The organism is Salmonella sp. HY31 (genome assembly GCF_042604575.1).
GTDB classification, from domain to species: domain Bacteria; phylum Pseudomonadota; class Gammaproteobacteria; order Enterobacterales; family Enterobacteriaceae; genus Salmonella; species Salmonella diarizonae.
The window spans coordinates 42,314-55,619 of the sequence record NZ_CP170479.1 but is presented as its reverse complement, the minus strand read 5'-3'; the positions used below and the strand labels follow the sequence as shown (position 1 = coordinate 55,619).

The 13,306-nt window shown below is 53.1% G+C and carries 13 protein-coding genes and 1 pseudogene; 6 read left to right on the top strand and 8 right to left on the bottom strand.

All coding sequences use genetic code 11. The features are described from left to right. Positions 1-73 precede the first annotated feature (73 nt). Genes ACE15A_RS00260 through rbsK form a run of 3 tightly spaced genes read right to left on the bottom strand, consistent with a single transcriptional unit; the run spans position 74 to position 3,366 of the window. Positions 74-1,087, bottom strand: a complete 1,014-nt coding sequence (locus ACE15A_RS00260; protein ID WP_053509270.1) for an aldose 1-epimerase family protein — start codon at positions 1,085-1,087, stop codon at positions 74-76. Between the two features lie 11 nt (positions 1,088-1,098). Beyond that, positions 1,099-2,415: an L-fucose:H+ symporter permease gene (fucP, locus tag ACE15A_RS00255; protein WP_000998359.1), complete on the bottom strand. Its 1,317-nt coding sequence runs from the start codon at positions 2,413-2,415 to the stop codon at positions 1,099-1,101. 30 nt (positions 2,416-2,445) lie between these two features. Continuing rightward, positions 2,446-3,366 (bottom strand): ribokinase, encoded by a 921-nt coding sequence (rbsK, locus tag ACE15A_RS00250; protein WP_023247248.1) that lies wholly within the window; start codon positions 3,364-3,366, stop codon positions 2,446-2,448. 324 nt (positions 3,367-3,690) lie between these two features. Between rbsK and ACE15A_RS00245 the strand changes: the two genes are divergently transcribed. Continuing rightward, positions 3,691-4,476 carry a DeoR family transcriptional regulator gene (locus ACE15A_RS00245; protein ID WP_023247247.1) on the top strand — a complete coding sequence of 262 codons (786 nt, stop codon included), beginning with the start codon at positions 3,691-3,693 and terminating at the stop codon, positions 4,474-4,476. 1 nt (position 4,477) lies between these two features. Here ACE15A_RS00245 and ilvN read toward each other — a convergent pair whose 3' ends face one another. From ilvN to ivbL, 3 genes are all read right to left on the bottom strand, one after another. After that, positions 4,478-4,768 (bottom strand): acetolactate synthase small subunit, encoded by a 291-nt coding sequence (ilvN, locus tag ACE15A_RS00240; RefSeq protein WP_001171828.1) that lies wholly within the window; start codon positions 4,766-4,768, stop codon positions 4,478-4,480. A 3-nt stretch (positions 4,769-4,771) separates the two neighbouring features. Then, positions 4,772-6,460, bottom strand: coding sequence for an acetolactate synthase large subunit (ilvB, locus tag ACE15A_RS00235; RefSeq protein ID WP_053509268.1), 1,689 nt, complete (start codon positions 6,458-6,460; stop codon positions 4,772-4,774). A gap of 106 nt (positions 6,461-6,566) precedes the next feature. Continuing rightward, entirely contained in the window at positions 6,567-6,665 is a 99-nt protein-coding gene (gene ivbL / locus ACE15A_RS00230; RefSeq protein ID WP_024134875.1) for an ilvB operon leader peptide IvbL, read from the bottom strand. A gap of 521 nt (positions 6,666-7,186) precedes the next feature. Between ivbL and ACE15A_RS00225 the strand changes: the two are divergent. From ACE15A_RS00225 to emrD, 4 genes and pseudogenes are all read left to right on the top strand, one after another. Beyond that, positions 7,187-7,301 (top strand): annotated as a pseudogene (locus ACE15A_RS00225) (hypothetical protein). Next, positions 7,298-7,387, top strand: a complete 90-nt coding sequence (gene tisB / locus ACE15A_RS00220; RefSeq protein ID WP_000117642.1) for a type I toxin-antitoxin system toxin TisB — start codon at positions 7,298-7,300, stop codon at positions 7,385-7,387. Before ACE15A_RS00225 ends, tisB begins: the two are co-directional and overlap by 4 nt. A 92-nt stretch (positions 7,388-7,479) precedes the next feature. Beyond that, the gene (locus ACE15A_RS00215; protein WP_072158709.1) at positions 7,480-8,340 is read left to right on the top strand and encodes a DMT family transporter; all 861 of its coding nucleotides are present in this window, start codon (positions 7,480-7,482) and stop codon (positions 8,338-8,340) included. 202 nt (positions 8,341-8,542) lie between these two features. Beyond that, positions 8,543-9,727, top strand: coding sequence for a multidrug efflux MFS transporter EmrD (gene emrD / locus ACE15A_RS00210; protein ID WP_053509264.1), 1,185 nt, complete (start codon positions 8,543-8,545; stop codon positions 9,725-9,727). On the opposite strand, the gene ACE15A_RS00205 is transcribed toward emrD, so the two are convergent. Together ACE15A_RS00205 and dsdC are read right to left on the bottom strand one after the other, a co-directional pair. Next, positions 9,654-10,688: a cellulase family glycosylhydrolase gene (locus ACE15A_RS00205; RefSeq protein ID WP_044136171.1), complete on the bottom strand. Its 1,035-nt coding sequence runs from the start codon at positions 10,686-10,688 to the stop codon at positions 9,654-9,656. The two genes, emrD and ACE15A_RS00205, sit on opposite strands and share 74 nt — an antisense overlap. A gap of 115 nt (positions 10,689-10,803) precedes the next feature. Then, positions 10,804-11,727, bottom strand: coding sequence for a DNA-binding transcriptional regulator DsdC (dsdC, locus tag ACE15A_RS00200; protein ID WP_053509381.1), 924 nt, complete (start codon positions 11,725-11,727; stop codon positions 10,804-10,806). A 225-nt stretch (positions 11,728-11,952) separates the two neighbouring features. On the opposite strand from dsdC, the gene dsdX reads away from it, so the two are divergent. Beyond that, the gene (gene dsdX / locus ACE15A_RS00195; RefSeq protein ID WP_023247238.1) at positions 11,953-13,290 is read left to right on the top strand and encodes a D-serine transporter DsdX; all 1,338 of its coding nucleotides are present in this window, start codon (positions 11,953-11,955) and stop codon (positions 13,288-13,290) included. Positions 13,291-13,306: the final 16 nt, after the last annotated feature.

Below are 13,306 nucleotides of genomic sequence, written 5' to 3'. Positions count from 1 at the left end.
GGTTCTGTCCTGATGGGTAAAAAAAACGCGCTTACCTTAACGATAAGCGCGCGGCTGTTCAAGCCTTGAGCGGTCAGACAATGCCTGTTGTGACGGTAAATGTCCGGGTTTGCTGCGGTTCCAGTTGAAGCAAGGTTCCATTTCGCTGCGCCGCGAGAAAACCTTCAGGTCGACAGGTCGCGGGCAGGGCAAAGGCGGCAACCTGCTGATCGCCGTTATAAAGAATCCAACGGGTCACGTAATTCAGCTCCGCGCTGGCGAAACGTGTCACGAACGTGGTGCCATCCGGGGCGATCATACTGAATTCCGGGGTATCCGTGTACCTGTCCAGTTCATCGGCAAAGAACACGATTTCCGGGTCGTAAAAGCCAGGCTCGTTGAGCGTTGCCAGCGAGGCTTCACCCTGCAAAAGTTGTTGATTAAACGCCAGCCACTGCGCCGTGGGTTTGACATGCGCCGGCACCGACTCGCGTAGCTTCAGCGCGGTATCCGGGATATTCTGACGGAACGTGGCGTTCGGCACATAGGCATAGTTCATGTGGCACATGTACTGTAGCGGCATGGCGACTGAAGCCAGGTTAGTCACTGTCATCTGAATATCAAACAGCGCGCTTGCTTTACGCATTACCACCGCAGGTTGCGCCTGATAATGATGACCGAACCCCATCACATACTCGTAGCGACCGGTCACGCGCAGACTGTCGTCCTCTAACTCCAGCCAGGCGTCGTCCATGGCAGCACAGGGCATCTCGCCGTGCAGCGAATGTGTATCTTCCGGCGACGGACAGCCGTTGGCCAATAGTCCGGAATGGAAAGCAAAGCAACCATACGTCGCCACCACCTCCGCAGCCGGTTTCGGCTGGCGGAACATGTTGCGCATAGTCAGGTCATGACCATCAAGCTGTGCGTCCCAAATCATCTGCCCCATCCAGGGTAGAATCACCAGATGACCGCGGCTGTTTTGTATTTTCAGTCCTTCCACGCCGCTGGCGTAACGAAATGCCGTAACTGTAAAATCGTCATTTTCCAGCAAGATACGCGGCTGCTCGCTAAAAAGCTCCCGCCATAATGTAATACGTGTTGTCATGGTTGATCTCCTCAGGACGCTGCGACTTCAGCTAGGTTGCCGCGCACTTTGCTTTCGCGCCAGAAGTAAACGCCAACGTAAACAAAGCACAGCATGGAAACCAGGAATGAGAGCTGTAGCGAGTGGAACATGTCCGCCACGTAGCCCTGAATCGCGGGAACCACCGCCGCGCCGACAATCGCCATCACGATGACTGCCCCCGCCATTTCGGTATGTTCGTTATCGACGGTATCGAGCGTTCCGGCATAAATGGTCGCCCAGCAGGGGCCAAACAGGACGCTGACCAACACCGCCACGTATACCGCGCTAAAGCTTGGCGCCAGCGCCACGTAGGCCAGGAACAGCGCGCCGATAACAGAGTAAAGAATCAGGACTTTTTCCGGGTTAAAGCGCGTCATCAGAATGTTGGCGATAAACTTGCCGATAAAGAAGCAGGCGAAGCTGTAGACCATAAAGGTAGAAGCATCGCGCTCATTGATATCGCCTAACTCCAGCGCCAGACGGATAGTGAACGACCATACCGCCACCTGCATTCCCACATACAGGAACTGCGCCACAATACCGCGACGGAAACGGGCGTTGCTGGCGAGATAGCGTAGCGTATCCAGCGCCGAGGGGCGTTTATGACTCGCGGTTTGCGCGACTTTACAGGTCGGGAAACGCGTCAGCAGGAACAGTACCATCACCACCACCAGAACCATAATCATGTACTTATAGGGTTCCAGAGTGTTTTCCAGCATCAGCACCTTGAAGTTGTGGACTTGCTCGGCATTCATGCCCGCCATCTGTTTTTCCAGGCTTTCCCCTTCGGAAAAGACCAGATATTTACCCAATAAAATTCCTGCCGCCGCGCCGATCGGATAAAAGGTCTGGCTGATATTCAGCCGCAGCGTTGCGTAGGCTTTTGGCCCGATCATAGAACTGTAGGTATTCGCCGCCGTTTCCAGGAAACTCAGGCCAATCGCAATGGCGAAAATCGCCGCGAGGAACATGGTGTAAGTCGCCATGTGCGACGCCGGGAAAAAGAGCGTACAGCCGACAATGTACAGCGTCAGGCCGATAAGTATCGCCACTTTATAACTGGTTTTTTTAATGACCAGCGAGGCCGGAATAGCAATTAAAAAATAACCGCCATAAAAGGCGCTTTGTACTAATGCCGAAGCAAAGTTGCTCAGCGAAAATACACTTTTAAATTGCGTAATCAGAATATCATTTAACGCGGCTGCGCATCCCCATAATGGGAATAAACAGGATAACAAAATAAACTGGAACAGAGGTGTCTTATTCAGATACCCATCGGGCATCTGAACGATGTTTTTATCGTTCATAGTGCTACCTTTAACAGTGCAGGGTGATTGTTATTCGTTCAACAAAAGATACTCATTAAATTGCTCAATGCTTGGATAAGAGGATTGGGTGCCTTTCCCGGTGACGCTGAAAGCGGCAAAGAGGACGGCTTTTTTCATGGCGGCTTCCACATCCCCGCTCTGGACATAGTAATGCGCGAAACAGCCGATAAAGGCATCGCCCGCGCCGCTGGTATCAACAGCATTGACGTTAAACGCCGGAACGTGTACTTCCTGGTCACGCGTCATCCATAGCGCGCCTTTTTCGCCCATCGTGACAATAATATTGTTCAGCCCTTTATCCACCAGTGAACGCGCCGCCGCGCGAATACGATCGCAGGAATCAACCGGCATCCCCGTTAATATTTCCAGTTCAGTTTCATTAGGTACAAAGAAATCGCATTTACAGGCATAAGACATATCTAATTCCCGTAATGCTGGCGCAGGGTTTAATAACACTTCAATCCCGTGTTTCTTGCCAAATTCTATGGCGTGATAAACCGTTTCAAGCTGAACTTCCAGTTGCAGAACAATAAGCTGGCATTTTTTTAAATCTTCCGCCGCGCGATCGATATCTTCCGGCGAGAGAAACTTGTTGGCGCCTTTGATGATCAAAATGCTGTTGCTGGAGTTGGCGTTGACGAAAATCGGTGCTACTCCACTGCTGGTACACGGTACTTTTTCTACATACGTCGTGTTGATCCCCCAGGATTCGAGATTACGAATGGTGTTGTCGGCAAAAATATCGTCGCCCACTTTGGTCAACATCAATACTTTTGAATTGAGCTTAGCGGCCGCCACGGCCTGGTTCGCCCCTTTTCCGCCGCAGCCGATTTTAAACGCCGGCGCTTCCAGAGTTTCCCCTTCTTTGGGCATCTGGTTGGTGTAGGTGATAAGGTCCACCATGTTAGAGCCAATAACCGCGATATCCATTTTACTCCCTCTCAGAAATCGTCACACGACAATGATATTAAAATAACATTATCATGTTATTTCCGTATCATTTGTGACTATGATCGCGAATAGAGGATCATTTTGCCGTTTATTTCGTGAACAACCCCAGGCAAAACATACGCGTGCCAAATCATTTTTATTGTTACAATTCACTGAAAATTAACTATTTATTGTTTAAAAACGCGAATAAACCCGCTTTTATTTCCTGACAGCCAGACGTATAGTAGTGCCACACTGTAATGTTCTCAGAAACACATAAATGTTACTGAAGAAACATAACAACATGATTTGCGGAGAGGGTGAATGGAGACCAAGCAAAAAGAACGTATCCGACGCTTGATGGAGTTACTGAAAAAGACTGATCGAATCCATCTGAAAGACGCCGCGCGGATGCTGGAAGTTTCGGTGATGACCATTCGCCGCGATCTCAGCCAGGATGATGACCCTTTACCGCTGACGCTACTCGGCGGCTATATCGTCATGGTAAATAAACCTACGTCTTCAACCAATACGCCGCTGCCGGCGAAAAAGACGCATCATCGGGACGACCTTCCCGTTGCGATCCTGGCCGCCGGTCTGGTGCGTGAAAACGATCTGGTTTTTTTTGATAACGGTCCAGAAATGCCATTAGTCATCAGCATGATACCGGATGATATTACCTTTACCGGGATTTGCTACTCACATCGGGTATTTATCGCGCTTAATGAAAAGCCTAATGCCACGGCGATTCTGTGCGGCGGCACTTATCGGGCCAAGAGCGATGCCTTTTATGATGCCAATAATCCTTCGGTGCTGGACTCGCTCAATCCGCGCAAAGTGTTTATTTCCGCCAGCGGCGTACATGAACATTTTGGCGTGAGCTGGTTTAACCCGGATGATCTTGCCGCCAAACGTAAAGCGATGGAGCGCGGTCTGCGTAAAATTTTGCTGGCGCGTCACGCCCTGTTTGATGAGGTCGCACCTGCCAGCATTGGTCCGCTTTCTGCTTTTGATGTCCTGATTAGCGATCGCCCATTACCGACAGATTATGCCGTTCACTGTCGGAATGGTTCCGTCAAAGTCATCACGCCTGATTCGGAAAGTGAATAACTTACTCAAAAAAGACAGCAATTTTATTGAACATGGTGGGATCGGACTGGTTTCGTACCACCTTCGCCACGTCTTCCAGTTTATCGATCTGGCTTATCATCTGTTCAAGCCGCTGATCGTCATTGACCAGAAGCCAGATGCGGCTCTGATCGCTACCCTGAATCGGTAAACAGAGAATGCCCTCAACGTTGAAAGCGCGTCGGGCGAACAGCCCGCAGACGTGGGTCATCACGCCAGGATGGTTGCGAACGGTCAGCTCCAGAATAACGTTCTCATGTGATTGTTTCTGCATGGCTTATTCCCCCACCATCTCTGTATTTGCCGCGCCCGGCGGCACCATCGGATACACTTTTTCTTCCGCATCAATACGCACGTGGATCAACGCCGGTCCCGGACGACGGATGATAGCCTGCAACGCCGCCTGCGGATCGGCTTCGTTATTCAAATCACAGATGTCCAGACCAAACCCGGCGGCAATCTGCATAAAATTGATGCTTCCCGGATAGGTTGCCGCAAAAACGCCCTGTTTATAGAACAGACTCTGTTGCTGATGTACCAGTCCCAGCGCGTCGTTATTCATCAGGATGATTTTCACATCCAACTGGTTTTCGCTGGCGGTAGCCATCTCCTGAATATTCATCATCAAACTACCGTCACCGGAAAAACACAGCACCTTGTTGCCCGGATTCGCCAGCGCCGCGCCAATCGCCGCGGGCAGACCAAACCCCATGGTGCCCAGCCCGCCGGAAGTCAGCCACTGACGCGGACGGTTGAGCGGATAAGCCTGCGCGGTCCACATCTGATGCTGACCTACGTCAGTGGTAATAATCGCGTTGTCGTCCACACAGGCGGCGACCGCATTAATCAGCCCATAGTGACTAAGCGGGTTATTTTCCTGGGGAATACTGCAAGGGAATTCTTGCTGCAAGTCCGCAACCAACTGATGCCATGCTTCCCGCGGCTGTGCTTCGATATGAGGAATTAACTGTGCCAGTACATCATCGACATCCGCCTGAATAGCCACATGCGGCTGCTTAATTTTGCCTAACTCTGCGCGATCGATATCCACATGGATGATTTTGGCGTTCGGACAAAACTGCTCCGTTTTGCCAATCGCCCGGTCATCAAAACGCGCGCCCAGGACAATCAGCAAGTCGGCCTCTTGCAGAATAAAATTGGTACTGCGCGCGCCGTGCATCCCCAGCATTCCTAACGACAGCGGATGCGCCTTAGGCAGCATTCCCAGCGCCATTAAGGTCATTGTCGTCGACAGTTGCGCTTTTTCCGCCAGTTCGCGCACGCGTGTCGGCGCATTGATCACGCCGCCGCCCAGATACAGCACCGGACGCTTCGCCGCGTTAATCATTGCGGCGGCCTCGCGGATACTCTCCGCGCTAAAATCCGGCGGGGGTGATTTTTCCGCCGGCGACGGCAACGCATCCAGCTCAATTGTCGCCGTCTGCACATCTTTAGGAACGTCTATCCACACCGGGCCGGGACGCCCCGACTGCGCCAGACGAAAAGCATCGCTCATCACCTGAGGCAGCTCATTGATATTTCTGACCAGATAGTTGTGCTTGGTGATGGGGATAGAGATACCGTAGGTATCCACTTCCTGAAACGCGTCAGTACCGATCATGGACGCCGGAACCTGCCCGGTAATGCAGATTAACGGAATGGAATCCAGGCGCGCATCGGCAATGGCCGTGACCAGATTGGTCGCGCCCGGCCCGCTACAAGCCATGCAGACGGCAGGTTTACCCTCCGTTCGCGCCATCCCCTGCGCAATAAACCCCGCGCCTTGTTCGTGGCGCGCCAGAATATGACGGATTTGCGTGCTTTGGCTTAACGCGTCGTAAACGGGGAGAATCGAACCACCGGGAATGCCGGTGACGATACGAATCCCCTGGCGCTCCAGAAAATGAACAATAAATTCCGCGCCCGTAAAGCGCTGAGGTGTGGATGTTGTGCCCGAACTTGCCATGCTCCATTCCTTTTATTCTGAGCCGACGTTCCGGGAAGGTGTCTTAAACGAAAAACCCCGCCCGGTTTGCGCCGGCGGGGTTTTGGAATCGTGTGTGTTCCGGACCCTACGGCGCATTGCCGACGACCACCACCACACGCACGACGACCACTGCGCGAGATGGCGCAGTTTTTAGTAGGGTCGCGTTCAGCATGGAAGGGTTCATTAGGGGCCTTGTCTGTTTGTTATTAACACGTTTTATACAAGCACAGCGCTTTCAGCATGACAACGGAAAAATTTTCATCTGCACAAAAATGCGTCAGCGATCACATTTTTCTACGAACTTACACACTTTGAGCATAGGCCTGATAAGCGTAGCGCCCTCAGGTAATCGCCGGGATTAATGATCACGCGTTTCAAAATGCCTGAAAACAAAAAACCTCGCCGAAGCGAGGTTTTACAGCGTAATGCGGGTGGTAGCCGCGAAGCACACTGTGTTATGTCAACAGCAGAAGTATACGCGTTCTGTGCAGAACGCGCAATTTCGGCGCGAATTTTGATGAATTTGAGTATGGATCAGAAGCTCCGTTCTGTCTATAAATTACTGTTAATTTATACAGTACTTAACTATAATGTCTTTGACACAATGTGTTATGCGGGGGCCGCATCGTAAACCGGCGCAACGAAGTCCTGGCTGAAACGGGTGGTGCCGTCAGCGCCTTAACCCCCTCGTGAGCACACTGTGTTATGTCAACACGCACACTATTCCTCGCAAAAGGGATCGCGTGCGCAACAGCTGGCAACAGGCAGCGGAAAGGTACGTCGGCTGGCAGTGCTCCTTAACCACAGGAGACGCGTATGAGCGTAGTGGATATCACCATTCTTATCCTGAAACTCATTGTTGCAGCACTGCAACTGCTTGATGCTGTTCTGAAATACCTTAAGTAATTCAGATTCAAGCCGCACCGAAGGGGAGCGGGCAACCGCTCCCCTTTCACCTTATCCGCTGGTCTTTCGCTTCCCGGGTATGTTACGTTTTTATGACATCCTCAACGACGCCTGACGCTATGACCCTTTCCGTTTTCTGCATTTTGCTGTTCGCCGCGCTGCTACATGCCAGCTGGAACGCCATTGTCAAAGCGGGAAACGATAAGCTCTACGCCGCGATCGGCGTCAGCGGTTCCGCGGCGGTCATGGCATTGATCCTTTTGCCCTTCTCGCCGCAGCCAGCTCACGCCAGTATCCCTTTTTTAGCGGCCTCTACCGCGCTCCAGGTGGTGTATACCGTCCTGGTGGCGAAAACCTATCAGGTCTCGGACATGAGCCAGACCTATCCTCTTATGCGCGGCACCGCGCCGCTGCTGGTGGCGCTCATTAGCGTTCTGTTTCTTGGCGACAGCCTGTCGTCGATGGCCTGGGTCGGCATCGCAGTGATCTGTATGGCGATACTTGGGATGGCCTGTAATGGCCGCGCCAGTTCTCAACGTGGTGTCGTGCTGGCATTAACTAACGCCTGTTTTATTGCCGGATATACGCTGGTGGACGGGACCGGCGTAAGACTCTCCGAAACGGCGCTGGGCTATACGCTATGGTCATTTTTTCTCAACGGCGCCTGCCTGTTAACCTGGGCGATGATTGCGCGGCGGCGGGAAGCGTCGCGTTATCTGGCGCAACAGTGGAAAAAAGGCATTTTTGGCGGGATTGGCACTATGGGATCTTATGGGCTGGCGCTATGGGCCATGACCCAGGCGCCGCTGGCGGTGGTCGCCGCGCTGCGTGAGACGTCGATTTTATTCGGCGCGCTGATAGCCTGGCTGCTGCTTAAAGAGAAAGTGGCCGGGCTACGTCTGGTGGCGGCTGGCGGGATTGCCCTCGGGGCGATTTTACTCCGTCTGTCATAATTGCCCAATAACAGCCGCAGACGTAACACATTCTCGGCAACATTTGTTGCCGCTTTTGTTTACATTTCCTGCCGTTCCTTCGTCTGCCATTGCAGGTTGCTGTCTGGCCTTCTTTTTCTGGTGTGGTAGATTCCTCTCGAATTTATGGGAATGCGCAGCAAGTTATTCTTATTTTTTCTTTTTTTGAAAAGTAATCAGCGAAATGAAAAGGCAGAGAAGCGTCAATTTGTTGTTGATGTTGGTGTTACTGGTGGCCGTAGGGCAGATGGCGCAAACCATTTATATTCCCGCCATCGCCGATATGGCACAAGCGCTAAACGTCCGGGAAGGCGCCGTCCAGAGCGTAATGGCTGCTTATCTCCTGACCTACGGCGTCTCGCAACTGTTTTACGGCCCGCTTTCCGACCGGGTTGGGCGTCGCCCGGTAATTCTCGTCGGCATGTCTATTTTTATGGTAGCGACCCTGATCGCCATGACCACGCATAGTTTGACGGTGTTGATTGCCGCCAGCGCCATGCAAGGGATGGGAACCGGCGTTGGCGGAGTAATGGCGAGAACGCTCCCGCGCGATCTGTATGAAGGAACACAACTTCGTCACGCCAATAGCCTGTTAAATATGGGGATTCTGGTCAGCCCGCTGTTAGCGCCACTGATTGGCGGTCTACTGGACACCATGTGGAGCTGGCGCGCTTGTTACGCTTTCCTGCTGGTGCTTTGCGCTGGCGTCACCTTCAGCATGGCGCGCTGGATGCCGGAAACCCGCCCCGCTGGCGCGCCGCGCACACGGCTCATCGCCAGCTATAAAACACTGTTTGGCAACGGCGCATTTAACTGTTACCTGCTGATGCTGATCGGCGGGCTGGCTGGCATTGCGGTCTTTGAAGCCTGTTCCGGCGTACTGATGGGGGCAGTATTAGGTCTCAGCAGTATGGCGGTAAGCATTCTGTTTATTCTGCCGATTCCGGCGGCGTTCTTCGGCGCCTGGTTTGCCGGACGCCCGAATAAACGCTTCTCACCCCTGATGTGGCAGTCAGTTATTTGCTGTCTGCTGGCAGGCCTTATGATGTGGATTCCCGGCTGGTTTGGCGTGATGAACGTCTGGACGCTACTCATCCCCGCTGCGCTGTTTTTCTTCGGCGCCGGGATGTTATTTCCACTGGCCACCAGCGGCGCAATGGAGCCTTTTCCGTTCCTCGCAGGCACCGCTGGCGCGCTGGTCGGCGGGCTGCAAAATATTGGTTCCGGCGTACTGGCGTGGCTTTCGGCAATGCTGCCGCAAACCGGTCAGGGCAGCCTGGGATTGTTGATGACCCTTATGGGATTGCTGATCCTGGCGTGCTGGCTGCCGCTGGCGTCACGGATCTCGCATCAGGGACAGACGGTTTAACGTCCTCCTCGCCCGGCTTTTTGCCGGGCGTTTCACATTCCGGCGTGATTATCGCATTGAGCAGCGGCTCCTGCGCCGGACGCCACGCCCCTTCTTCGCCGTCGTAAAACTGAGTGTCCGTGTTTATCGCATACGGAATATGCGCTTTTTTCAGTTCGCAGGCCATAAAACGGGCAAACGCGAACTGTGAAGCGACCGGCGTAATTTTTATTGACGCTCCCGGCGCCCATCCGCCCACCCAGCTTGCATGGCCGGTCTTATGCTGCCAGCGAACCGCAGCGTTAATCCGCGCCCGAATCGCCGCTTTTTCCGCCGTCGTGCCTGACGTCCACGGATATTTACCGCCGCTTTTCAGTGGTCCCCACGGGAAGATATGCCACTCCGCCAGTACATAGTTCTGGCTTTGCGCCGGCAGTTTAAGCACGGGCAAATCCTCCGGCGCGGCACGCATGCGGGGGGCAACGAAAATCATACGCTGTGGGTCAATAGCGTGAATCAGGCGGATGGTTTTGTCATATACGCGATTCAGCGACGCCATATTATGATTGAGTTTGTCGGCAGGCTCATAAATGAGATCGAACCCCAGAAGCGGGGATGTCTGACCAAAATAGCGCGCGACCACGCTCCACCAGTTGATCAGCTCCTTTTCATGGCTGGCGCTGGGATCGTTTTTATACGCATCCGCCTGATAGGCAATAATGGGAATGATGCCATAGTATTCGCAGGCTTCTACCAGCTTACGCAAATGGATGAGGCGCGCTTCCGTCGGCGCACCTGCCACACGGATACGGACATGAGTTAACCCTTTTGCCTTAAAATCCCGCACTACCAGCGGATCAAACTCGCGGATACCCCGTTCCGTTCGCGCCCAGTCAACATCCATCCCAATGCCAAGCTGCTGCGCATAGCGCGCCGCCGTCAATGGCATCGGTTTCGCATAGACGACCGCGCTGGTCAGCATGAGAGAGGCAATAAGCGGCTTAAACACGACGCCCCCTAAAAATTTTTACCACGGTGATAGCACGTATTTAGCATATTCTCTCCCGGCAGGTGTAGCGGCAAAGCGTAATAAATCTTCACACCTGTTCCTGCAACCAGCGAATAAATGCCTCGATTTTCGGCCACTGTCTGCCAGGCAGAGTGGTGACATAATAGTGCTGATGGCATTTCAGCCTCATTTCACCGAAAGGTGCAATCAGTTCACCACTGTCGAGACGCTTTTGCACCAGCCGTTTACGCCCCATCGCCACGCCAATGTGGTTCATCGCGGCAATCACCGCTAAATCAGAACGATCGAAACCAATGCCGGATGAATCCGGCAAATTCACCGCAAAATGCTGCGCCCAGCTATGCCATTCATCCGTGCCCGAATCGTTGCTCCACGCCTGTCTGTCGTGTAAGAGCGTGCAGTGGCGCAGATGGTTCAGGTTGCCCTGCAAAGCAAAACGATGGGCGTAATCCGGGCTACAGACGGGCAGAATCGCCTCATCCATTAAAAAATGATGCGTGAGCTGCGCCGACGGCGCATCGTCAAAATAGATAGCCAGGTCAATTCCGGCACGCTGTAGGTTAACGTTATCATTGCCGGTCAGCATGGTAAGAGAAATTGACGGATAGCGACGGGTAAAGTCCCCCAGCGCAGGCACCAGCCAGCACTGGGCGATAGAGGGGCGTGAATATACGGTCAGCGTGCCGGACAGTTCCTGATTTTTGATATCGAGGATTTCCTGATTCAACGTATCCAACGACGATTTCAGCGCCCAGAATACCCGTTTGCCTTCATGGGTAAGCTCCACTTTACGGTGAGAGCGGACAAATAGCTGGATTCCCAACTCGGCTTCCAGTTGATTGATACGATGGCTTACCGCACTGGGGCTTAACGACAGCTCATCTGCCGCCAGAGCAAAGGACTGGTGTCTGGCTGCGACTTCAAAAGTATAGAGTTTTGATAACTGCCAACCGTTGAGTAAGCGGTTTCGGATATCGCGAAGGGGTTCCATGGCAACCTCAGTCATCTTTTAATTTCTCGAAGTGTAAAAAAACACGCTGAAAAAATCCGCACATAGATGAAGCAAAATGAACCATATCGCAAAATAAAAACAATATTAGATAGAAATCACGCATTTGATTCAATTTGTGTCATGTGAATGGCGAATTATATCGTTTGTCAGAGTGTGCTGTTTTTCTGTCCAATAAGAACAGATTAATCACAGGGTAGGTGAGATATGCACACTCAAATCTGGGTAGTGAGCACGCTGCTGATAAGCATCGTGTTAATCGTATTGACCATCGTGAAGTTTAAATTCCACCCCTTCCTGGCGTTATTGCTCGCCAGTTTCTTTGTAGGCGCGATGATGGGCATGGGGCCGCTGGAGATGGTCACGGCGATAGAAAGCGGAATAGGCGGTACGCTCGGTTTTCTGGCCGCCGTTATCGGTCTTGGCACCATCCTCGGCAAAATGATGGAGGTTTCCGGCGCGGCGGAACGCATCGGGCTTACGCTCCAGCGCTGCCGCTGGCTCTCTGCTGACGTGATCATGGTACTGGTGGGGCTGATTTGCGGAATCACGTTGTTCGTGGAAGTGGGCGTCGTGTTGCTCATCCCACTGGCGTTTTCTATCGCTAAAAAAACCCATACCTCGCTGCTGAAGCTGGCCATTCCGCTGTGTACCGCGCTGATGGCCGTCCATTGCGTGGTACCGCCGCATCCGGCTGCGCTGTTTGTCGCAAATAAACTGGGGGCGGATATCGGCTCGGTGATTGTCTACGGTCTGCTGGTCGGGCTGATGGCATCATTGGTCGGCGGCCCGCTGTTCTTAAAGTTTCTGGGTAATCGTCTGCCGTTTAAGCCCGTACCGACAGAGTTTGCGGATCTTGAAGTGCGCGCCGAAAACACCCTGCCGTCGCTGGGCGCAACGCTGTTTACCGTTCTGCTGCCGATTGGCCTGATGCTGGTGAAAACCGTCGCTGAACTGAATATGGCGAAAGACGGCACGTTGTATACGCTGCTGGAGTTTATCGGTAATCCGATCACCGCGATGTTTATCGCTGTCTTTGTGGCGTATTACATACTCGGTCTGCGCCAGCATATGGGTATGAGCGCGCTACTTACCCACACCGAAAACGGCTTTGGCGCCATTGCGAACATCCTGCTGATTATCGGCGCGGGCGGCGCGTTCAACGCCATTCTCAAAAGTAGCGGGCTGGCGGACACGCTGGCGGTGATCCTCTCAAATATGCATATGCACCCGATTCTGCTGGCGTGGCTGGTAGCGCTGATTCTGCACGCGGCGGTCGGCTCTGCGACGGTGGCGATGATGGGCGCCACCGCGATTGTTGCGCCAATGCTGCCGCTCTATCCTGACGTCAGCCCGGAGATCATTGCTATTGCCATCGGTTCCGGCGCCATTGGCTGCACAATCGTGACCGATTCCCTTTTCTGGCTAGTAAAGCAGTATTGCGGCGCTACGCTGAATGAAACGTTTAAATACTATACGACGGCCACTTTTATCGCATCGGTCGTTGCACTGGCTGGCACATTCCTGCTTTCCTTTATCATCTGATCGTAAAGAGACGTAC

Coding starts and splice junctions, on each gene's coding strand:
- ACE15A_RS00260 (WP_053509270.1), bottom strand. CDS start 1,087: ATGACAACACGTATTACATTATGGCGGGAGCTTTTTAGCGAGCAGCCG.
- fucP (WP_000998359.1), bottom strand. CDS start 2,415: ATGAACGATAAAAACATCGTTCAGATGCCCGATGGGTATCTGAATAAG.
- rbsK (WP_023247248.1), bottom strand. CDS start 3,366: ATGGATATCGCGGTTATTGGCTCTAACATGGTGGACCTTATCACCTAC.
- ACE15A_RS00245 (WP_023247247.1), top strand. CDS start 3,691: ATGGAGACCAAGCAAAAAGAACGTATCCGACGCTTGATGGAGTTACTG.
- ilvN (WP_001171828.1), bottom strand. CDS start 4,768: ATGCAGAAACAATCACATGAGAACGTTATTCTGGAGCTGACCGTTCGC.
- ilvB (WP_053509268.1), bottom strand. CDS start 6,460: ATGGCAAGTTCGGGCACAACATCCACACCTCAGCGCTTTACGGGCGCG.
- ivbL (WP_024134875.1), bottom strand. CDS start 6,665: ATGAACCCTTCCATGCTGAACGCGACCCTACTAAAAACTGCGCCATCT.
- tisB (WP_000117642.1), top strand. CDS start 7,298: ATGAGCGTAGTGGATATCACCATTCTTATCCTGAAACTCATTGTTGCA.
- ACE15A_RS00215 (WP_072158709.1), top strand. CDS start 7,480: ATGACATCCTCAACGACGCCTGACGCTATGACCCTTTCCGTTTTCTGC.
- emrD (WP_053509264.1), top strand. CDS start 8,543: ATGAAAAGGCAGAGAAGCGTCAATTTGTTGTTGATGTTGGTGTTACTG.
- ACE15A_RS00205 (WP_044136171.1), bottom strand. CDS start 10,688: ATGCTGACCAGCGCGGTCGTCTATGCGAAACCGATGCCATTGACGGCG.
- dsdC (WP_053509381.1), bottom strand. CDS start 11,727: ATGGAACCCCTTCGCGATATCCGAAACCGCTTACTCAACGGTTGGCAG.
- dsdX (WP_023247238.1), top strand. CDS start 11,953: ATGCACACTCAAATCTGGGTAGTGAGCACGCTGCTGATAAGCATCGTG.